The sequence below is a fragment of the Thalassiella azotivora genome, from assembly GCF_054781695.1.
Genome location: NZ_BAAGTX010000001.1, coordinates 55,701 through 73,021, shown reverse-complemented (window position 1 = coordinate 73,021; position 17,321 = coordinate 55,701). Strand labels below are relative to the sequence as shown.

Sequence of the window (17,321 nt, the reverse complement as noted above, 5' to 3'; positions counted from 1 at the left end):
CGTCAGGCGCCGGCACCCGGCACGGCGGGGCGCACGTCGAAGCGCAGCACCGCGCCGACGCCACCGGGCAGCACGTCAGGTGTGTCGACGAGCTCGACGTCGCCGTGCTGGGCGACGAGGGCGCGCAGCAGGACCGCGTCGGCACGGTCCTCCTCGACGCGCTCGGCGCCGAGGGCCTGGACGTCCTCCCGGCTGGTGCCGAGGTGCAGGGGGTCCTCCCCCGCCCACAGGGTGAGCGTGGAGCTGGGGTCGTCGTGCAGCAGCAGGACCTCCACGGCACCGGCGCGCAGCGCCTCCACCGTGGCCGCCAGGCCGGCCGCTGCCCCGGAGTCCTGGCCGGCGGCCTGCTCGTAGCGGGCGACGGCGTCGCCCATGCGCACCTGCCGGTGCTTGCGGAGCGAGTCGGCGACCCGATGGGCGAAGGCGGCGTCGTCCACGCCCTCGGAGCGGCCGCCGCCGTCGACGACGGACAGGCGCTCGCGGGCGGGCTGGCCGAGGCGGCCGGTCAGCTCCGCGAGGGCCTTCGGGTCCCCGCTGACCAGGACGACCTCCGGCTGGTGCTCGGCGACGACCTTGTCGACGTCCTTGGCGACGGCCTCGGCGTTGCGCTCCCACGAGTCGTGGACGCGGCTGCGGAAACGGCGGTGGGACATGCCGCCGCCCGGCACCGGGTGCAGCACGTCGTGGCCCCCCTCGACCGAGTGGTCCTCGCGGGTGTCGGCCAGCGGGTCGACGACGTGGACGTCGGCGCCGGCGCGGTCGACCTCGACGAGGACGTACCGGACCGCGCCGTCCATGGCCCGGACCAGCGGCATCAGGTGGGCGACGAGCCCGTGGTGGCAGCTCGTGCGCAGCGGGGCACGGGACAGCACGCGGTCGAGGACGACGCCGTCGGGCCCGGCGACGACGCTGCGGCCGTGCTCACCGGCCCGGCCGGTGGGTTCCAGCACGATCCTCGCGACGTCGTCCAGCAGCTCCTTGGGCACACCGCCGGAGGCGAGCTCGTCGCGGACCCCCTGCCAGCGCACCTCGATGTCGTGCGGCGACGTCGCCCCGGTGCGGGTGACGTCGAGGTGGACGGTGGTGAAGGGGCCCTTGCCGGTGACGGCGGGCTGGAGCCACGTGAGGTTCATCAGGCGTCCTCCGAACGGGTCGGCGGGTGGGCTGGTCGGCCGCGCGCCGTGGGCGCCGCGGCGGTCGTCCCAACGTACGACGCGCGGTGGCGGCCCGCGCGTCGTGCCGGAGCCGTGCCCGGACGGGTGCGCTCGCCTACGGTGGCCGTCATGAGCGACGACGCCGCAGGCCCTCGCGACCCCGCCCCCGAGTCCGGCGCCGGCGACGGGCCGGCGTGGCAGAACGTGACCTTCGCCAGCGGGGACGCGACCGCGCACGGCTACCTGCAGCTGCCGCCGTCCGGCTCCGGCCCGGGTGTGGTGGTGGTGCAGGAGTGGTGGGGCCTGGACGACCACGTCGCCGACCTGGTGCGCCGGCTGGCGGCCGAGGGGTTCGTCGCGCTGGCACCCGACCTGTACGGCGGGCGGGTCGCGCACGAGCGGGACGACGCGGCCCGGATGCGCCGCGCGCTGCCCGTGCAGCGGGCCGTGCGCGACCTGGGCGGTGCGGTGGACCACCTGCTCGCCCACGAGGCGGTGACGTCCACGACGGTGGGGGTCATCGGGTTCTGCATGGGCGGCGGGTTCGTGCTGCTGCTCGCGGCGGACCAGGGCGAGCGGGTGTCCGCGGCGGTGCCGTTCTACGGGGTGCCGCCGCAGGGGTCGGACCTGTCGGGCGTGCGCGCGCAGGTCCAGGGGCACTTCGCCGAGCGGGACCGGTCGGTGAGCCGGGAGGACGTGGTGGCGCTGACCACGAACCTGCGCCTCGAGGCGGGGGTGGAGGCGCACGTGCACTGGTACCCGGCGGGGCACGCCTTCCTCAACGACACCCGCCCGTCCTACGACCGGCACCAGGCCGCGCTGGCGTGGTCACGCGCGGTCGAGTTCCTCCGCGACCACGTGCGCTGAGTCCGCCGACCCTGACGACCCGGACGACCCGGCCGACCCGAGGGAGCCGGCGTCCAGTGCCTGCGCGACCCGCGGGAGCACCTCGCCCAGCGGGGCGTCGACGCGCACGCTCACGAGGTCGTCACCGCGCGTCGGGCCCTGGTTCACCACGGCGACGGGGATGCCGTGGCGGGCGGCGTGGCGCACGAAGCGCAGCCCCGACATGACCGTCAGGCTCGAGCCGAGGACGAGCAGCGCCCGGGCGGCGTCGACGATCCCGTAGCAGCGCTCCACCCGGTCCCGGGGGACGTTCTCGCCGAAGAACACGACGTCCGGCTTCAGCAGGCCGCCGCACGCCGTGCAGTCGACCACCCGGAAGCCGGCCACCAGGTCCTCGTCGAGCTCGACGTCCCCGTCGGGGTTGACCCGGGTGGCGCCGACCGCGGTGAACCGCGGGTTGGCGGCCGCCAGCCGGTCGTGCAGCTCCTCGCGCGGCGACCTGCGGGAGCAGCCCAGGCAGACCACGCGGTCCAGCGCCCCGTGCAGCTCGACGACGTCGCCCGAGCCCGCGGCCTGGTGCAGGCCGTCGACGTTCTGGGTGACCAGCCCGGTGACGAGTCCGGCGCGCTGCAGGCGGGCGACGGCCCGGTGCCCGTCGTTCGGTTCGGCGCGGGTGATGGCCCGCCAGCCGACGAAGCTGCGCGCCCAGTACCGCCGGCGCGCGGCGGGCCCGCCGACGAACTCCTGGTACGTCATCGGCGGGCCGGAGCGGGTGCGCGCACCGGTCGGGCCCCGGTAGTCGGGGATCCCCGACTCCGTCGAGATCCCCGCGCCGGTCAGGACGGCCACCCGCCCGCCCGCGAGCAGGGCGACGAGACCGGCCGTGCCGGGCGCGTCCCCGTCGTGGGGCCGCCACGCGTGCGCCACGGGGTCCTCAGGCCCCGTCGAGATCGCGGCGCCGCAGCAGCGGGGCCACGTCCTTCGGACGTCCGCGGACGGCCTCGAAGGCCGCGATGGGGTCGACGCTGCCGCCGCGGGACAGCAGCTCGCGGGCGAAGACCTCGCCGTTCTCCCGCCGCAGCCCGCCGTTCTCGGTGAACCAGTCGACGGTGTCGGCGTCGAGGACCTCGCTCCAGATGTAGGAGTAGTACCCGGCGTCGTACCCGTTGGTGAACGAGTGCGCGAAGTACGTGCTGCGGTACCGGGGTGGGACGGCGGCCACCGTCAGCCCCCACTTCTCCAGCACCGCCTGCTCGAAGGTCGCGACCTCCTGCGGCGCGACGGGTGCGCCGTCCACGGGCAGCAGGTGCCACTCGAGGTCGATCACCGCGGCGGCGAGGTACTCGGTGGTCGCGAAGCCCTGACCGAACGCGCGGGACGCCTCCAGGCGGTCGACGACCTCCTGCGACAGCGGCTCGCCGGTGCGGTGGTGCGCCGCGTAGCCGGCCAGCACCTGCGGCCACCACGCCCACATCTCGTTGACCTGCGAGGGGTACTCGACGAAGTCCCGCGGGACGCTCGTCATCGACAGCCGTGGGTAGGTGACGTCGGAGAGCAGCCCGTGCAGGACGTGCCCGAACTCGTGGAAGGCGGTGCGCACCTCGTCGGCGGTGAGCAGGGCCGGCTCGCCGCCGGCGGGCCGGGGCACGTTGAGGTTCAGCACGACCACCGGACGCCGTCCCGTGAGCCGGGACTGGGTCACGAACGAGCTCATCCACGCCCCACCGCGCTTGGAGTCGCGGCTGTACCAGTCGGCCAGCAGCAGCCCGCGGGAGTCGCCGGCCTCGTCGTGGACCTCGTGCACCTCCACGTCCGGGTGGTACCCGGTCAGGTCCTCCCGGCGGGTGAACGTCAGCCCGTACAGCGCGGTCGCGGCCCGCATCACGCCGTCGCGGACCACCCGGTCCAGCGGCAGGTAGGGGCGCAGCGCGGCGGCGTCCACCTGGTAGGTGTCGGCCTTGACGCGCTCCGCGTAGTACGCCCAGTCCCAGGGCTGCAGCGGGGCCTCGAGCCCGTCGGCGACCAGCGCCTCCTCCAGCCTGACGGCCTCGGTGTGCGCGTTGGCGACGGCCGGCGGGACGAGGCGGTGCAGCAGCTCGGTCACGGCGTCGACGGACCCGGCCGTCTGGTCGGCCACCACCCACGACGCGTGGTCGCGGTGGCCGAGGAGCCCGGCCCGTTCGGCGCGCAGCGCCGCGATCCGCACCAGGACCTCGCGGGTGTCGTGCTCGCCGCCGCGGGCACCGCGCTCCACGGACGCCCGGTGCACCTGCTCGCGCAGCCCCCGGTCGCGCAGCGACGCCAGCACCGGCTGCGCGGTGCTGAGCCCGAGGGTCAGCAGGTACCCGTCCAGCCCTCGGGCGCGGGCGGCCTGCTCGGCGGCGGACACGGCGTCGTCGGACAGCCCGTCGAGCCGGGCGCGGTCGAGGACGTGCACGGCCGACTCGTTGGTCTCCACGAGCAGCTCGGTCCCGAACCGCGTGGTGAGCTCGGACAGCTCCCCGTTGAGGCGCCGCAGCCGGTCCTGGTCGGTCGGCGACAGCCCCGCACCGGCGCGCACGAAGTCGGTCCGGTACCGCTCCACGAGGCGGACCTGCTCGGCGTCCAGGCCGCCGTCGTGGCGGGTCGCGTGCACCGCCTCGACCCGCTCGAACAGCCGGCGGTCGAGCAGGATCGCGTCGCGGTGCGCGGCCAGCCTCGGCGCCAGCTCGGCCTGCAGCCGGCGGAGCCCCTCGGTCGAGTCGGTCGCGGTGAGGTTGGAGAAGACCGCCGAGACGCGCTCCAGCAGCTCCCCGGAGCGCTCCAGCGCCTCGATGGTGTCGGAGAACGTGGGGACGTCGTCGCCGGCGGTGATCGCGGCGACCTCCGCGACCTGCTCGGCCATCCCCGCCTCGAACGCGGGCAGGTAGTGCTCCTCGCGGATCCGGTCGAACGGCGGCAGCTCGTGCTCGAGCCCGCTGGGAGCGGCGAAGGGGTTGTCGGAGTCGAGCGCGGAGGCGGGGGCCGCACCGGTGGTGGCGTCTGCGTCGGGCACGGCACCACACTGCCACGAGCCCGCCGTCGCGCCCGCCGGCGGGCCCGTGGCCCCGCGGGCGCAGCGCGCTCAGCGGCCGACGTGCTGCCCGTCCGGCCGCTCTCCCGGCTGCTCCTCCGGCAGCCCCTCCAGCAGCCCCTCCAGCAGCCCGGCCATCGCTGGCAGGTCGAAGAACCGCGCCACGGCGGTCGCCGACGGGTTCCCCGCGTGGGGGTCGGCTCCTGCGTCCAGCAGCATCCGCACGGTCCGCGCGTCCTGGCGGAACACCGCGGCGCCCAGCGCCGTCTGGCCGCGGTCGTTCACCCGGCCGTGGTCGGCCCCGTGGTCCAGCAGCGTCCGGACGACGTCCGGGTGCTTGTGGTACGCGCCGAGCAGCAGCAGGGTGTCGCCCCGGTCGTTGGTCAGGTTGGCGGGCAGCCCGGCGTCCAGCTCGGCCGCGAGCTCGGCCGCCGCCCCGTGCCGCGCGAGGTCGAGCACGCGGTGGGCGTAGGCGAGGGTCTCCTCGTCGAGCTCGACCGGCACGGGTCAGTCCTGGCCGGCGCCGGAGGACACGATCCGCCGCACGGACTCGACGGAGCCCACGTTGTCGTCGAGCAGCTTCGCCCGCTCGACCGCGAAGGCCCGCCCGAGCCGGTCCCTGGTGCCCTCGTCGACCTCGCTGCGGGCGGGGTTGAGGATCGTGCGCTCCTCCTCGTCGACGTGGTGGGCGAGGGCCTTGGTGACCTCCTCCAGCGCCTCGCCGAAGTCCTCGGAGTCGACGTCGTCCACCTCGAGCAGCGCGAGGAGGGCCTCGTTGAGCTCGTGGTGCTCGTGCTCGCCGTGCTCGGCGTCCTCGTCGTCGATGGCGTCCTTGCGGACCAGCGCGTTGTAGACGTGCCGCTCCTCGGCCTCGCCGTGGGCGACCAGGACGTCGGAGAACGTCGCCAGCAGCGCCGCCCGGTCCTGGGTGTCGTCGCGCATGCGGCGCATCAGGTCCTCGAACAGGCGGTGGTCGGCCAGGATCAGCTCGACCACGTCGCCGGAGTCGGGCCGGGGGACGGTGACGGTGCCGTCGACGGTGTCATCGCTCATGGCGAGAAGCGTGCCAGCGACGACGCGGCTCGCAACCCGGTGCGTAGGCTCGGGGGGTGGGGTCCGCCGACGGGGAGCCGTCCGCCAGCAGGGTCGGGGACGCCGCCACCCGCGCCCACCGCACGGAGAGCCTCGCCGACGTCCTGGGCGGGCGCCGGTCCGCCGTCGACGCGACCGTCCCGCCGGTCCTGTTCGCGGCCGTCTGGTGGGTCTCCGACGGCATGGTGGGCTGGTCGGTCGGCGCCGCGGTCGCCGGCGGGGCCGTCGTGTCGCTGTGGCGTCTGCGGCGGGGCGTCAGACCGAGGGCCGCGGTCGCCTCCGTCCTGGCCGTCGTCGTGGCGGGGCTCGTCGCGGTGTGGACCGGTCGCGGCCAGGACTTCTTCCTGCTGCAGCTGCTCGCGAACGCGGCGAGCGCCCTGACCTGGGTGCTGAGCCTGCTCGTGCGGTGGCCGCTCCTCGGTGTCGTGGTCGGCGCGCTGCTCGGGCAGGGGGCGCGGTGGCGGCGCGACCCCGCCCTGCTGCGCGGCTACGGCAGGGCCAGCTGGGTGTGGGTGGCCCAGTACGGGCTGCGGCTGGCGGTGCTGGTCCCGCTCTACCTGACCGGCGAGGTGCTCACCCTGGCCGTGGCCCGCGTGGCGCTGACGTGGCCGCTGGTGGCGGCGTGCACCGCCGTCAGCTGGTGGGTGCTGGTGCGGTCGCTGCCCCCCGGGCACCCGGGGGTCCGGCACCCCGTCACCCGCCCGGCGCCGCTGCCCGACCGGGCTGCCCGGGACCGGGGTCGTCCCTGACGTCGACCGCGTCCCTGACGTCGACGGCATCCCAGGTCACCGCCTGGGTGTCCGCGGGGGCCTGGCAGGTCAGCCTGGCCGGTGGCAGCCGGCGGCGGGTGAGGGTGACCGCCAGGGGCGGCTGGTCACCGGGCCCGTCGACCAGGACCTGGTAGGTCGGTCCGGCACCCGGCCGCGGCGCCACGCGCTCCGGCTCGCGCGGCACGAGGGCGTCGACGGGTGCCGGACCGCGGACGCGGTGGGCGGTCACCAGGGCGGCCTGGGCGAGCACCGGCAGGTCGCTCGTGCCGCGCAGGTGCTCGGCGGGGACGCGCCCGGCGAGGTGCTCGGCGACGACGTGCACGGCGTCCTCCCCGTCCAGCCGGCCGTAGCAGGCCCCGCCGGGCAGGACGACCACGTTGGCGGCGAACCGGTCGCCGCCGAGGTGGGAGCACTCCCAGGTCTGGCGGGCCCACCGCCGGCTCAGGGCTGCGGCGACGGGGCGGCCGCGGACCGCGCAGCAGGCGTCGTGGCGGCCGTGGGCGCAGACGAGGAGCACCAGCTCGTCGGGACGGCCCGTGGCGGTGGGGAGCAGGCCGGGGTCCTCCAGCAGCGGGAGGGCGTCCAGCAGCTCGCGGTCGTGCCGCCACCCTCCCCAGACCGCTCCGCGGTCACCGGTGCCGACCACCGCCCAGGAACGCGGGCCAGGGGCGTCCCGGTGCGAGGGCCCGTGGTGCTGGCGGGCGGCGTCCTGCCGGCCGTGGCGCCGGACGAGCACGACCCGGCCCCCGGCCGCCGCCAGCGCGTCGTCCAGGCGCGACCGGACGGCCGGGGCCACCCCGGAACCGGCCCACGCGTCGCGCGCCCACGGCCCCGGGTGCTCGACCAGCAGCCACACCCGTGCGGGTGCGGCGGTTCCGGCGAGGGCGTCCGCCCGCAGCCGCGCGGCGTCGGAGCACCTCACCGGCGGCACCTCCCCGGCGGCACCTCATGCGTGGCGTGGTCCCTGACCGGTCCGCTCGCGGCGTCCACCGTCACGCAGGCGGCTCCACGATCCCCGCGCGCAGGAGCCGGCGCACCAGGTCGAGGGCGACGTCGTCGGGCAGGCCGAGCCGGTCGACCTGGACGGGGCGGCCGGCCAGCACGGTGCGGACGGCGTCGGCCTCACCGGGGTCCAGGGCGAGGCGTGTGCCGCGGGTGCGCAGCCCGGTCCCGTTCGCGTCCTCCTCGAGCCGGGCTCGCAGGTGCCGGCGGAGCACGACGCGGCTGGTGGGGGCGAGGTCCGCGGCGGCGGCGAGCTGGCGCAGCGGACCGACGGGGGCGGGGCGCTGGGAGCGGTCGGCCTGGCGGCCGAGGCGGGCGGCCACGTCGCCGGCACCGACGTCCCGGGCGGCCCGGGTCAGCGCCTCGACGACCGCGCCGAGGTGCGGCTCGAGGTCCTCGGGTGCGCCGACGTCCACGCCCAGCGGCAGCGACGCGCGCAGGGTGGGGTCCTCGGCCAGCCGGTCGAGCGCGGCGTCCAGCACCGTGGCGGCCAGGGCGTGCTCGGTCCAGGTGTGGATGCCGACGGTCACGTGCGTGCTGACCTGCCCCAGGGCGGTCGCGGCGTGCAGGTAGCCGCGCGGCAGGTACAGGCTGTCCCCGGGGCGCAGGACGACGTCGAGGACCGGCGCCGCGTCGGCGGCCCGGGCGACCTGGGCGCGGCGGTCGGTCCAGACCTGGTCGCGCAGGGGGCTCGGGTGCACGGGCTCGTGGACGACCCACCGCTTCTCCCCCTGCACCTGCAGGACGAACACGTCGTGGACGTCGTAGTGGGCGCTGAAGCCCTGCGACTGCGGCGGCGTCACGTAGGCGTTGACCTGGACGGGGTGCCCGAGCTCTGCCGCGAGGGCCTGGGAGAAGTCCGTCAGCGGCGGCCAGGTGCGGTGCAGGGCCTGCAGGACGAGGGTGGCGCCACCCGCGAACAGGCCGAGCAGCTTGTCGTCGTCGAGCTGGTCGGTGATGGTCGCGCCGACGCCCGCCCCGCTGGTGAACGCACGCTCCCCGAGGGTCGAGCCGTCACGGGCCACGCGCAGGAACGGTGTCCGCAGACCGCGGCGGGACACCAGCTCGTCGACGGCGTCCGCGTCGAGGAGGTCGGTGAAGTCGCGGGGCAGGTCCTCGGAGCGGGCGAGGTGGGCGCGGCGTCCCCAGTGCTCGGTCGCGAACCGGTCCAGGTCGTCCCCGACGCAGCGGCGCAGAGCCGGCGCGTGCGGCGCGGGACCCGGGGCCGGGTGCCCGGCGTCGCCGCCGGGCACCCGTTCCGTCAGGGGGGCGGTCACTCAGATCCCGGCCCCGCGGTCGGCGCCGCCGTCAGCGCCACCGTCGGCGCCACCGTCTGCACCGCCGTCAGCGCCGCCGTCGGCACCGCCGTCTGCGCCACCGTCAGCGCCACCGTCAGCACCACCGTCAGCACCGCCGTCAGCACCGCCGTCAGCACCGCCGTCAGCACCACCGTCGTGCTCGCCGGCCTGACCGCCGGCACCGCCGTCCGCCGGACCGTGGGCACCCGAGTCGGCGCCACCGTCGGCGCCACCGTCGGCGCCGCCGTCACCGGCGCCGCCGTCCATCGGACCGTGCTGCTGGGGGTCGGTCGTGTCGCTCACGAGGTCCTCCGCTCGTCGAGGCCACCCGGGCGGTGGCGCACGGCCCCTGTCTACTGCCTGGCACCGCGGTCCGCGACCGCTCGGCGGCGGGCGACCCACCCCCGTCCGGGTGGGCGCCGCCGTCCGTGGCGGGGGCGCGAGAATTCGTCCGCCCGGCGCGCGTCATGGACGCGGAGGTCCCCGGTCTGCACAGTGTGACCACGGGGAGTCATCATGGCTGTGACGGACAGTGACCGAGCCGTGCGCGACCGGAGCGGCCGCGCAGGCGCGACGAGGGGCGGGGACCGGATGTCCGAGCGGCAGGCGGCGAGCGCGACGACCCTGCCCGCCGAGCCGGCCAGCGCCTCGCGCGCCCGCCGCTTCGTCGCCGCGGTCCTGACGGACCTGGGCTGCCCGGGGCTGGTCGACGCCGCGGAGCTCGCCGTCAGCGAGCTCGTGACCAACGCGCTCGTGCACAGCCGCAGCGGTGTCGAGGTCAGCGTGCGGCCCCTGGGGGCAGGCGCCCGCATCTGCGTGCGCGACGACAACCCCGCTCCCCCGGTGCCGAAGGCGTACGAGGCGCTCGCGTCCACCGGACGCGGCCTGCAGCTGGTCGCCGACCTCGCGCACGCCGTGGGGGTCGAGCCGCACGGCGAGGACGGCAAGACCCTGTGGTTCGAGCTGCGACCGGACTCCGATGACCCCGACGACCCGGACGACCAGGGCTGCCCCCGGTCCCGCGCCGCCTGGACGGTCCCGCAGCAGCCCGAGGAGCCCGGCGTCCCCGTCGTGCTGCGGGACCTGCCGGTTCGCCTGTGGGCCGCCGCCCAGCAGCACGCCGACACGATGCTGCGCGAGCTGCTGCTGCACCGGATGGAGGCGCTCGCCGCGGAGCCGCTGCGTCCGCACGACGACCTGGCCGAGGCGGACACCGCGTTGACGCTCCTCGTCACGGCCGTGGACGACGCGGTGGCGGCCGAGCCGGGCGCCGACGTGGTCGACGTGCACCTGGTGGCGGACGTGCGGACCCTGCCCGGGATCGCCGTGCTGCAGGACGTGCTGGACCAGGCCGAGCGGCTCGCCGAGGACGGGGACCTGCTGGCGTTGCCCGGCCTGCCGGAGGTCGTCGCCCTGCGCGACTGGTGCTGCGGTCAGGTGGTGGCGCAGGTGCAGGGGGTGCCGGCGAAGGCGTGGGAGGGCGTCGGCTGCGGTGAGGAGCTGGCCGTCGACGTCACCACCGAGTGGGACGCCACCGCGGTGAGCGAGTCCCCGGCCGCGGTCGTCGCCGCCGACGAGCGCAACCGGCTGGTCGCCGTCAGCGCCGGTGCGGCCCGCCTCCTCGGGTGGGCGGTCGAGGACCTCGTCGGCCGGCGGGTCGTCGCCCTGGTCCCCGACCGGCTGCGCGAGGCGCACGTCGCCGGCTTCACGCAGCACCTCGTCAACGGCCGTCGGCGCATCCTCGGGCGCACCGTCGAGCTGCCCGCGCTGCATGCGTCGGGGCGCGAGCTGCCCTGCCGGATGCGGATCGAGGTCGACCGCACCCGCAGCGGACGTCCCGTCTTCGTCGCCACGTTCGAGCCGCTCACCTGAGCCGTCCCGGCCCGCGACCGGCCGGTGCTCACGGCACCGGTCGCACCACGCCCGCGCTGCCCCCGCCGCGACGCTCGGGCTCCGCCACCGCCTGCAGGAGCCCGCCGGGCAGCACCCTGACCGCCGCCACGGCGCCGATCTCCCCCGTCGCGGTGAACCGGTGCCCGAGGGCCTCGAGGTCCGCTCGCGGGAAGCCGTCCTCCGCGACCACGGCGGGGGTGTTGCGCTGCGTCGCCCGTGGAGCGGCCACGGCGTCCAGCAGCGGCAGCCCGCGGTCCAGGTGGGCGACCAGGACCTGCAGCACGGTGGTGATGATGGTCGAGCCGCCCGGTGACCCCAGCGCGAGGACCGGCCGGCCGTCGTCCAGGACGATGGTGGGGGCCATCGAGCTGCGGGGGCGCTTGCCCGGCCCCGGCAGGTTCGGGTCCTCACCGCCCTGGGTGTCGGTGAAGCTGAAGTCGGTCAGCTCGTTGTTGAGCAGGAAGCCCCGGCCGGGCACCACGATGCCCGAGCCGCCGGTCTGCTCGATCGTCAGCGTGTACGCCACGACGTTGCCCCAGCGGTCCGCCGTGGTCAGGTGCGTGGTGGACACCCCGCCGTCCGTCGTGGGCGGGCCCGACGCCGACGAGCACCCACCGGTCGCCCCCGGCTCGGCGGGCGCGACCGGCTTGCTCAGCGCCTGGTCCACGTCGATCTCGCAGGCGCGGTGGGCGGCGAGCTCGTCGGACAGCAGCCACTCGACCGGGACGTCGACGACGTCGGGGTCCCCGACGTACCGGTTGCGGTCGGCGAAAGCCAGCGCACTGGCCTCCAGGTACAGGTGCGCCGCCGTGGTGTCGTCCGCACCGGGCACGTCGAACGTCTCGAGGACGTTCAGGGCCTCGCCCACGGTCGTCCCGCCCGACGACGGCGGCGCCATGCCGTACACGTCCAGACCCCGGTAGCCGACACGGGTCGGTTCGCGCAGCGGCGCCTCGTAGGCGGCCAGGTCCGCGGAGGTCATCAGCCCCGGACGCACCACCCGCTCGGTGCCGGGGACGACCGGGGGCTCCTGGACGGTGGCCACGACGTCGTCGCCGACCTCGCCGGTGTACAGGACGTCCGCGCCGTAACGGGTGATCAGCGAGTACGTCTCGGCCAGGTCCCGGTTGCGCACGACCGAGCCCACCGGCGGCGGGGCCCCGTCGGGCAGGAACAGGTCGCGGGTGGAGGTGAAGGCGGCGAACCGCTCGGCGTTGGCGGCGGTCTGGTCGTGGTACGTCTGGTCGACGACGAAACCGCGGCGCGCCACCCGGGTCGCCCCGGCCAGGGCCCGACGCAGGTCGATCGTGCCCCACTCCTCCAGGGCGACCTCCCAGGTCCGCGCCGTGCCGGGGACGCCGACCGACAGACCCGAGGTCACCGCCTCCCCGAACGGGATCGGCTCGCCGTCCTCGACGAACGCGTCCGGGCCCATCGCCGCCGGTGCGGTCTCCCGCCCGTCGAGCGTGTGCACCTGACCGGTGGCGGCCTCGTAGACCACCATGAACCCTCCCCCGCCGATGCCCGCCGAGTACGGCTCGGTCACCCCGAGCGTGGCGGCGGCGGCGACCGCGGCGTCCACCGCGTTGCCGCCCCGGCGCAGCACGTCCAGGCCGATCCTGGTCGCCTCCGGGTCGACCGTGGAGACCGCTCCCCCGGTGCCGGTGGCCAGCGGCACCTTCTCCGTCTGCCTCGGGGCGGCCTGGGCGCTCGGCGCGGTGGCCAGCAGCCCCAGGGCGAGGGCCGGCGCCAGCGCAGCGGCGGCGAGCGTCAGCCGCGTGGCGGGCTGCGGGTGTCGGACGGGACGTCGGGCCACGGCGGCCTCCGGGATCCAGCCGACCGGCACGCCGATCGGTGCGAATCGGACCGAACCGGTCTACCACCCCGGCCGCGACCGCACCAGGGCTCGACGCGGTCAGTCCACGGCGGCCGCGCGGGGGGCCCGCACGGGCCGGGACGCGGCACCTGCCCGGTCAGGTGCTCGCGCGGCTCCTGGCGGGTGCCACCTCGGCCGCGAGCCGCTCGGCCTCCGCGACGGACGCGACCTCGAGCATCTGCAGCCCGGAGCGCGCCCCGCCGTCCTGCCACTCCTGGTTCGACAGGGCGGCCAGGGAGCTGCGGGGCACGACCGTCACCAGGCGCCGGACCCGCGTCCCCGACATCCGGGGGACGAAGTCCTCGCCGATCCAGCGGGTCATCTCCGGGGAGTAGGAGCCCACGGCCTCCCGCGAGTCCACGATCACGGCGGTCAGGCCGTGCCGGCGGATCTGCTGCAGCTGCTCGGTCAGCGCCGGCTTGACGGCGAAGTCGTCGTAGCGCAGCCAGCGGACCACCACCGCGTTGACGGCGGGGGCCCACGTCACGCTGACGACCCCGGGGACGTCGAGCACGACGCCGCCCTGCGGGCCCGGCTCGTGGCGGAGCACCTGCGGCTGCGGGAGCCGGAAGCCCTCGACGGCACCGCGCAGCCCCCGGGCGAGGGTGGCGATCTCCGAGGCGGCGCCCCGGGTCCGGTCGACCTGCGCGCGGGCCGCGTCGGACGCGCCGGCGACCGAGTCGACGTGCCCGGCGATCTCAGCCGACCCCGCGGCGGCCTCGGTGAGACTGCGGCTCATCGCCGCGGTGGTGCTGGACTGCTCCTCCACGGCCCCGGCGATGGTGCCCTGGTGCCCGGCGATCCGGCCGATGACCTCCTGGATCCGGTCGATCGCGCCGGTGGCGCCGCTGGTGTCGGCCTGGATCGCGGTGATCCGACGGGTGATGTCGTCGGTGGCGCGTGCCGTCTCCTGGGCGAGGTCCTTGACCTCACCGGCGACGACCGCGAAGCCCTTGCCCGCCTCCCCCGCCCTCGCCGCCTCGATGGTGGCGTTGAGCGCCAGCAGGTTCGTCTGCTCGGCGATGGAGGTGATGAGCCGGACGACGTCGCTGATCTCGGCGGACGAGCGGCCGAGGCGGCGGACGACGTCGGCGGTGTCCCGTGCCGCGGTGACCGCCTCCTGGGCGACGCTCGCCGCCTCGTGGGTGCTGCGCGCCACCTCCGCGACGGACGCGTCGAGCTGGTGCGACGCCGCCGACACGGCGCCGACGTGCTCGGAGACCTGCTGGGCGCTCGCGCTCATGCCCGCGGTGCGGGCGCTGGTGCGGGCGAACCCCTCGGCCATCTCGCCGCTGGCGGCGGCGAGCTGCTCGGCGGAGGAGCCCAGGGACGCCCCGGAGTCGGTGACCACCCGGACGACGTCGCGCGTGCGGTCGGCGGCAGCCCGTAGCGACAGGGCCAGCGGCCGCAGGACGGGTCCGGCGGCCTGGACCAGGTGGGCGTCCCGCTCCGGGTCGACGGTGAGGTCACCGGCGGCGAGGCGCTCGGCCGCACCCTGCAGACCCCGCAGCGGGACCAGGACGGTCCGGCGCAGCCACCACACCCCGCCGAGCGTCAGGGCGCCGGCGAGCAGCACCACCGCCGCGACGAGCGGGACGCCGGACCGGGCGGCGAGGCCACCGGCGACCAGCGCCAGCGCACCGGCCGCGACGAGCGCAGCCGTCGGGCCAGCGGTCTGACCGGCGTGCGGGCCGTCGGCGGTGCCTGCGGGCTCGGGTCGCTGCGGTGCGGTGCGCGCGTCGGCGGGCATCGGCCCCTCCACGGATCGGTGGGCGCACCGTGCCGGGAGGCGGGTGCGTTCACACACCCTCGGCAGGTGACCCGTCCCCCTTGAGCGCGTGGGTCCGCCACGGGCCCCCCGCCCGTCCCCGCCCGCCCGCCCGCCGCGCGGCCTACGCCCCGGTCGTGACCGGGGCGCGCCGGTCGGGTTTGCGCCGCACGTAGACCTGCTTGCGGACGGTGGCGACGACCTCCCCCGCGGCGTCGACCACGTCGTTGGCGAACCACAGGAGGGCCTTCTCGCCGCCGGCGGTGAGGTCGACCGCCTCCTGCACGCGCGCGTCGTCCAGCTCGAACCGGGTGCGGACCGTCCCCCGGCCGGGACGGCGGAACTCGATCTCGGCGCGCTGGTCCCACACGAGGTGGGTCGGGCCGAGGCGGTGCATGAGCAGCAGCATCCAGAACGGGTCCGTCATCGCGAACAGCGACCCACCGAAGTGGGTGCCGACGTAGTTGCGGTTGAACCGGCGCAGGCGCAGGGAGACCGAGGCGCTGGTCCAGTCGTCGGCGATGTGGTCGACGCGGACGCCGCTGAACAGGAACGGCGGCCAGAGGTTCATACCGCGGCGCAGGGTGCGTGGGCTCACTGTCACACCCGCGATGTTACCCGTCGGTAACCAGCGGCGCGTCGGGCCCACCGAACCGAGGGCGCTCGCGCGCGGCGAACGCCCGCAGCCCCTCGGCGAAGTCCTGCCCGCCGTACGCGCGCGACAGCAGCGCCTCGTCCCCCGGGACGGGGCCCTCGCACCCGGCGGACAGGGCGTGCAGCTGCTCCTTGGTGACGCGTTGCGTCGTCGTCGAGCAGCGCAGCACGTCCGCGACCAGGGCCCGCACCGCGTCGTCCAGCCCCTCCGGGTCGGCGACGTCCACGAGGGCCCCGACGGCGTGCGCCCGGTCGGCGTCCACGAGCCGCGCGGCCAGCAGCATCTGCCGCGTGAGGGACTCACCGAAGACCGCGGCGCAGCGGGCCAGCACCGGCGAGGACAGCGCGTTGCCCAGGGTCCGGGCGATCGGGTACCCGAAGCGGGCACCGCGGGCCGCGAGCCGCAGGTCGCAGTAGGTCGCCAGCGCCAGGCCGCCGCCGACGCAGGCGCCCTCGACGACGGCGACCGTGACCTGCGGGAGCGCGCCGACCGCCTCGAGGACGCCCCGCACCCTCAGCTCGTGGGCCACGCCGTCGCGCCCGGTGCGGATCGCGGACAGCTCGCCGATGTCGTTGCCGGCCGCGAACGCGCGGCCACCCGCACCCCTGAAACCGACCACCCGCACGGACTCGTCGTCGCGGACCCGGTCGCACACCTGCAGCAGCCCGTCGTAGACGGCGTCGGTGAAGGCGTTGAGCCGCTCGGGGCGGTTGAGCACCACCTCGACCCAACCCTCGTGCCGACCCTCGTGTCGGCGCAGCAGCAGGGCGCCGCCGGCGAGCTGCTCGGTGGCCGTGCCGCTGCCGACCGCGCCGGGGGCGGGGGTCGTGGTGGTGTCGTTCGACGTCATGGCCGCGATGGTGCCGCACGCCGTGACCGGGGCGGCCCGGTGCGCGCCGTGGTCCCTCTCACAGGACGGCGCCGAGGGACCTGCGGCCCTGGCCGGACGTCACCGCGGACGTAACCTCGTGGTGGACCGTCGAGAGGAGGTCGACGTGGTGACGTCCACCGGGCGCGAGCGGACGGGCCCGCCCGCTGCGACCAGCGTGACGCTGCACGGCCAGCGCCTCGGCTTCGTCGACGCGGGCGCCGGGCCGGTAATCCTGTTCGTGCACGGGCTCCTCGGCTCGTACCGCGGCTGGTCGCACCTGGTGGCGAACCTGTCCGGCGACTACCGCGTCCTCGCGCCCGACCTCTTCGGCCACGGGGCGTCGGACAAGTCGGTCGGCGACCTGTCGCTGGGCGCGCACGCCGCGGCCCTGCGGGACCTGCTGGACCACCTCGGCGTCGACCGGGTCACGCTCGTCGGCCACTCCCTCGGCGGTGGCGTCTGCCTGCAGACCACCTACCTGTTCCCCGAGCGGGTGGAGCGCCTCGTGCTGGTGTCCAGCGGGGGCCTCGGGCGCGAGCTCAGCCCGCTGCTGCGGGTGCCCACGCTGCCCGGCTCCGAGCTGGTGCTTCCGCTGGTCGCCTCGTCGTGGGTGCGGCGCAGCGGCGGCCTGGTCAACACCGCCCTGGCGCGCGCGGGGCTCAAGGGCAGCCAGGACGCGCGGGAGGCCTGGCGCGGCTTCGTCCAGCTCGGGGACGCCGACAGCCGGCGGGCCTTCCTCGCCACCGCGCGGTCGGTCATCGACCCGGGCGGCCAGCGGGTCAGCGCCGTCGGCCGACTGGGGGCGCTGCGGGTGCCGCTGCTGCTGGTGTGGGGAGGCCGGGACCGGATGATCCCGGTGGCGCACGCCCGCGCCGCCCACGAGCAGGTCCCCGGCAGCCGGCTGGAGGTGTTCGAGCGGTCCGGGCACTTCCCGCACCTGGACGAGCCGGACCGGTTCGCGCGGGTCCTGCGGGACTTCGTGGCGACCACGCCCACCGGACGGCGCGCACGCCGACCGCGCCGGGCCGGCTGACCGGCGTCCGG

The 17,321-nt window shown here is 76.4% G+C and carries 16 protein-coding genes; 4 read left to right on the top strand and 12 right to left on the bottom strand.

What is annotated here, in order from left to right; all coding sequences use genetic code 11:
* Positions 1 to 2: 2 nt before the first annotated feature.
* Complete coding sequence (locus tag ACYVQV_RS00280; protein WP_461021255.1) at positions 3 to 1,133, bottom strand: baeRF2 domain-containing protein; 1,131 nt, start codon at positions 1,131 to 1,133, stop codon at positions 3 to 5.
* A 150-nt stretch (positions 1,134 to 1,283) separates the two neighbouring features.
* Here ACYVQV_RS00280 and ACYVQV_RS00275 point away from each other — a divergent pair, with 150 nt between their 5' ends.
* Positions 1,284 to 2,021: a dienelactone hydrolase family protein gene (locus ACYVQV_RS00275; protein WP_461021254.1), complete on the top strand. Its 738-nt coding sequence runs from the start codon at positions 1,284 to 1,286 to the stop codon at positions 2,019 to 2,021.
* Here the strand turns inward: ACYVQV_RS00275 and ACYVQV_RS00270 are convergent.
* The 4 genes from ACYVQV_RS00270 to ACYVQV_RS00255 all read right to left on the bottom strand — a co-directional run bounded on the left by ACYVQV_RS00270 (position 1,983) and on the right by ACYVQV_RS00255 (position 6,105).
* Positions 1,983 to 2,927 carry an NAD-dependent protein deacetylase gene (locus tag ACYVQV_RS00270; RefSeq protein WP_461021253.1) on the bottom strand — a complete coding sequence of 315 codons (945 nt, stop codon included), beginning with the start codon at positions 2,925 to 2,927 and terminating at the stop codon, positions 1,983 to 1,985. The genes ACYVQV_RS00275 and ACYVQV_RS00270 overlap by 39 nt on opposite strands.
* Positions 2,928 to 2,934: 7 nt before the next feature.
* Positions 2,935 to 5,034, bottom strand: coding sequence for a M3 family metallopeptidase (locus ACYVQV_RS00265; protein WP_461021252.1), 2,100 nt, complete (start codon positions 5,032 to 5,034; stop codon positions 2,935 to 2,937).
* A gap of 69 nt (positions 5,035 to 5,103) precedes the next feature.
* Positions 5,104 to 5,556, bottom strand: coding sequence for an ankyrin repeat domain-containing protein (locus ACYVQV_RS00260; RefSeq protein ID WP_461021251.1), 453 nt, complete (start codon positions 5,554 to 5,556; stop codon positions 5,104 to 5,106).
* A gap of 3 nt (positions 5,557 to 5,559) precedes the next feature.
* A complete protein-coding gene (locus tag ACYVQV_RS00255; protein WP_461021250.1) occupies positions 5,560 to 6,105 on the bottom strand; it encodes a hemerythrin domain-containing protein in 546 nt (181 codons plus the stop codon).
* 56 nt (positions 6,106 to 6,161) lie between these two features.
* On the opposite strand from ACYVQV_RS00255, the gene ACYVQV_RS00250 reads away from it, so the two are divergent.
* Positions 6,162 to 6,893, top strand: coding sequence for a DUF3159 domain-containing protein (locus ACYVQV_RS00250; RefSeq protein WP_461021249.1), 732 nt, complete (start codon positions 6,162 to 6,164; stop codon positions 6,891 to 6,893).
* Here the strand turns inward: ACYVQV_RS00250 and ACYVQV_RS00245 are convergent.
* From ACYVQV_RS00245 to ACYVQV_RS00235, 3 genes are all read right to left on the bottom strand, one after another.
* Complete coding sequence (locus ACYVQV_RS00245; RefSeq protein WP_461021248.1) at positions 6,838 to 7,836, bottom strand: sucrase ferredoxin; 999 nt, start codon at positions 7,834 to 7,836, stop codon at positions 6,838 to 6,840. The two genes, ACYVQV_RS00250 and ACYVQV_RS00245, sit on opposite strands and share 56 nt — an antisense overlap.
* Before the next feature lie 70 nt (positions 7,837 to 7,906).
* On the bottom strand, positions 7,907 to 9,193 hold the full coding sequence (locus ACYVQV_RS00240; RefSeq protein ID WP_461021247.1) for a cupin domain-containing protein: 1,287 nt from the start codon (positions 9,191 to 9,193) through the stop codon (positions 7,907 to 7,909).
* A complete protein-coding gene (locus ACYVQV_RS00235; protein ID WP_461021246.1) occupies positions 9,190 to 9,420 on the bottom strand; it encodes a hypothetical protein in 231 nt (76 codons plus the stop codon). The genes ACYVQV_RS00240 and ACYVQV_RS00235 overlap by 4 nt, the downstream gene beginning before the upstream one ends.
* A gap of 385 nt (positions 9,421 to 9,805) precedes the next feature.
* Between ACYVQV_RS00235 and ACYVQV_RS00230 the strand changes: the two genes are divergently transcribed.
* Positions 9,806 to 11,086 (top strand): ATP-binding protein, encoded by a 1,281-nt coding sequence (locus ACYVQV_RS00230; protein WP_461021245.1) that lies wholly within the window; start codon positions 9,806 to 9,808, stop codon positions 11,084 to 11,086.
* 28 nt (positions 11,087 to 11,114) lie between these two features.
* Here ACYVQV_RS00230 and ggt read toward each other — a convergent pair whose 3' ends face one another.
* The 4 genes from ggt to ACYVQV_RS00210 all read right to left on the bottom strand — a co-directional run bounded on the left by ggt (position 11,115) and on the right by ACYVQV_RS00210 (position 16,256).
* Positions 11,115 to 12,923, bottom strand: a complete 1,809-nt coding sequence (gene ggt / locus ACYVQV_RS00225) for a gamma-glutamyltransferase (RefSeq protein ID WP_461021244.1) — start codon at positions 12,921 to 12,923, stop codon at positions 11,115 to 11,117.
* Positions 12,924 to 13,080: 157 nt separating this feature from the next.
* A complete protein-coding gene (locus ACYVQV_RS00220; RefSeq protein ID WP_461021243.1) occupies positions 13,081 to 14,733 on the bottom strand; it encodes a methyl-accepting chemotaxis protein in 1,653 nt (550 codons plus the stop codon).
* Positions 14,734 to 14,875: 142 nt separating this feature from the next.
* Entirely contained in the window at positions 14,876 to 15,349 is a 474-nt protein-coding gene (locus tag ACYVQV_RS00215; protein WP_461021242.1) for a DUF4442 domain-containing protein, read from the bottom strand.
* A gap of 16 nt (positions 15,350 to 15,365) precedes the next feature.
* Entirely contained in the window at positions 15,366 to 16,256 is an 891-nt protein-coding gene (locus ACYVQV_RS00210) for an enoyl-CoA hydratase-related protein (protein ID WP_461021241.1), read from the bottom strand.
* 145 nt (positions 16,257 to 16,401) lie between these two features.
* On the opposite strand from ACYVQV_RS00210, the gene ACYVQV_RS00205 reads away from it, so the two are divergent.
* The gene (locus ACYVQV_RS00205) at positions 16,402 to 17,310 is read left to right on the top strand and encodes an alpha/beta fold hydrolase (protein WP_461021240.1); all 909 of its coding nucleotides are present in this window, start codon (positions 16,402 to 16,404) and stop codon (positions 17,308 to 17,310) included.
* Positions 17,311 to 17,321: the final 11 nt, after the last annotated feature.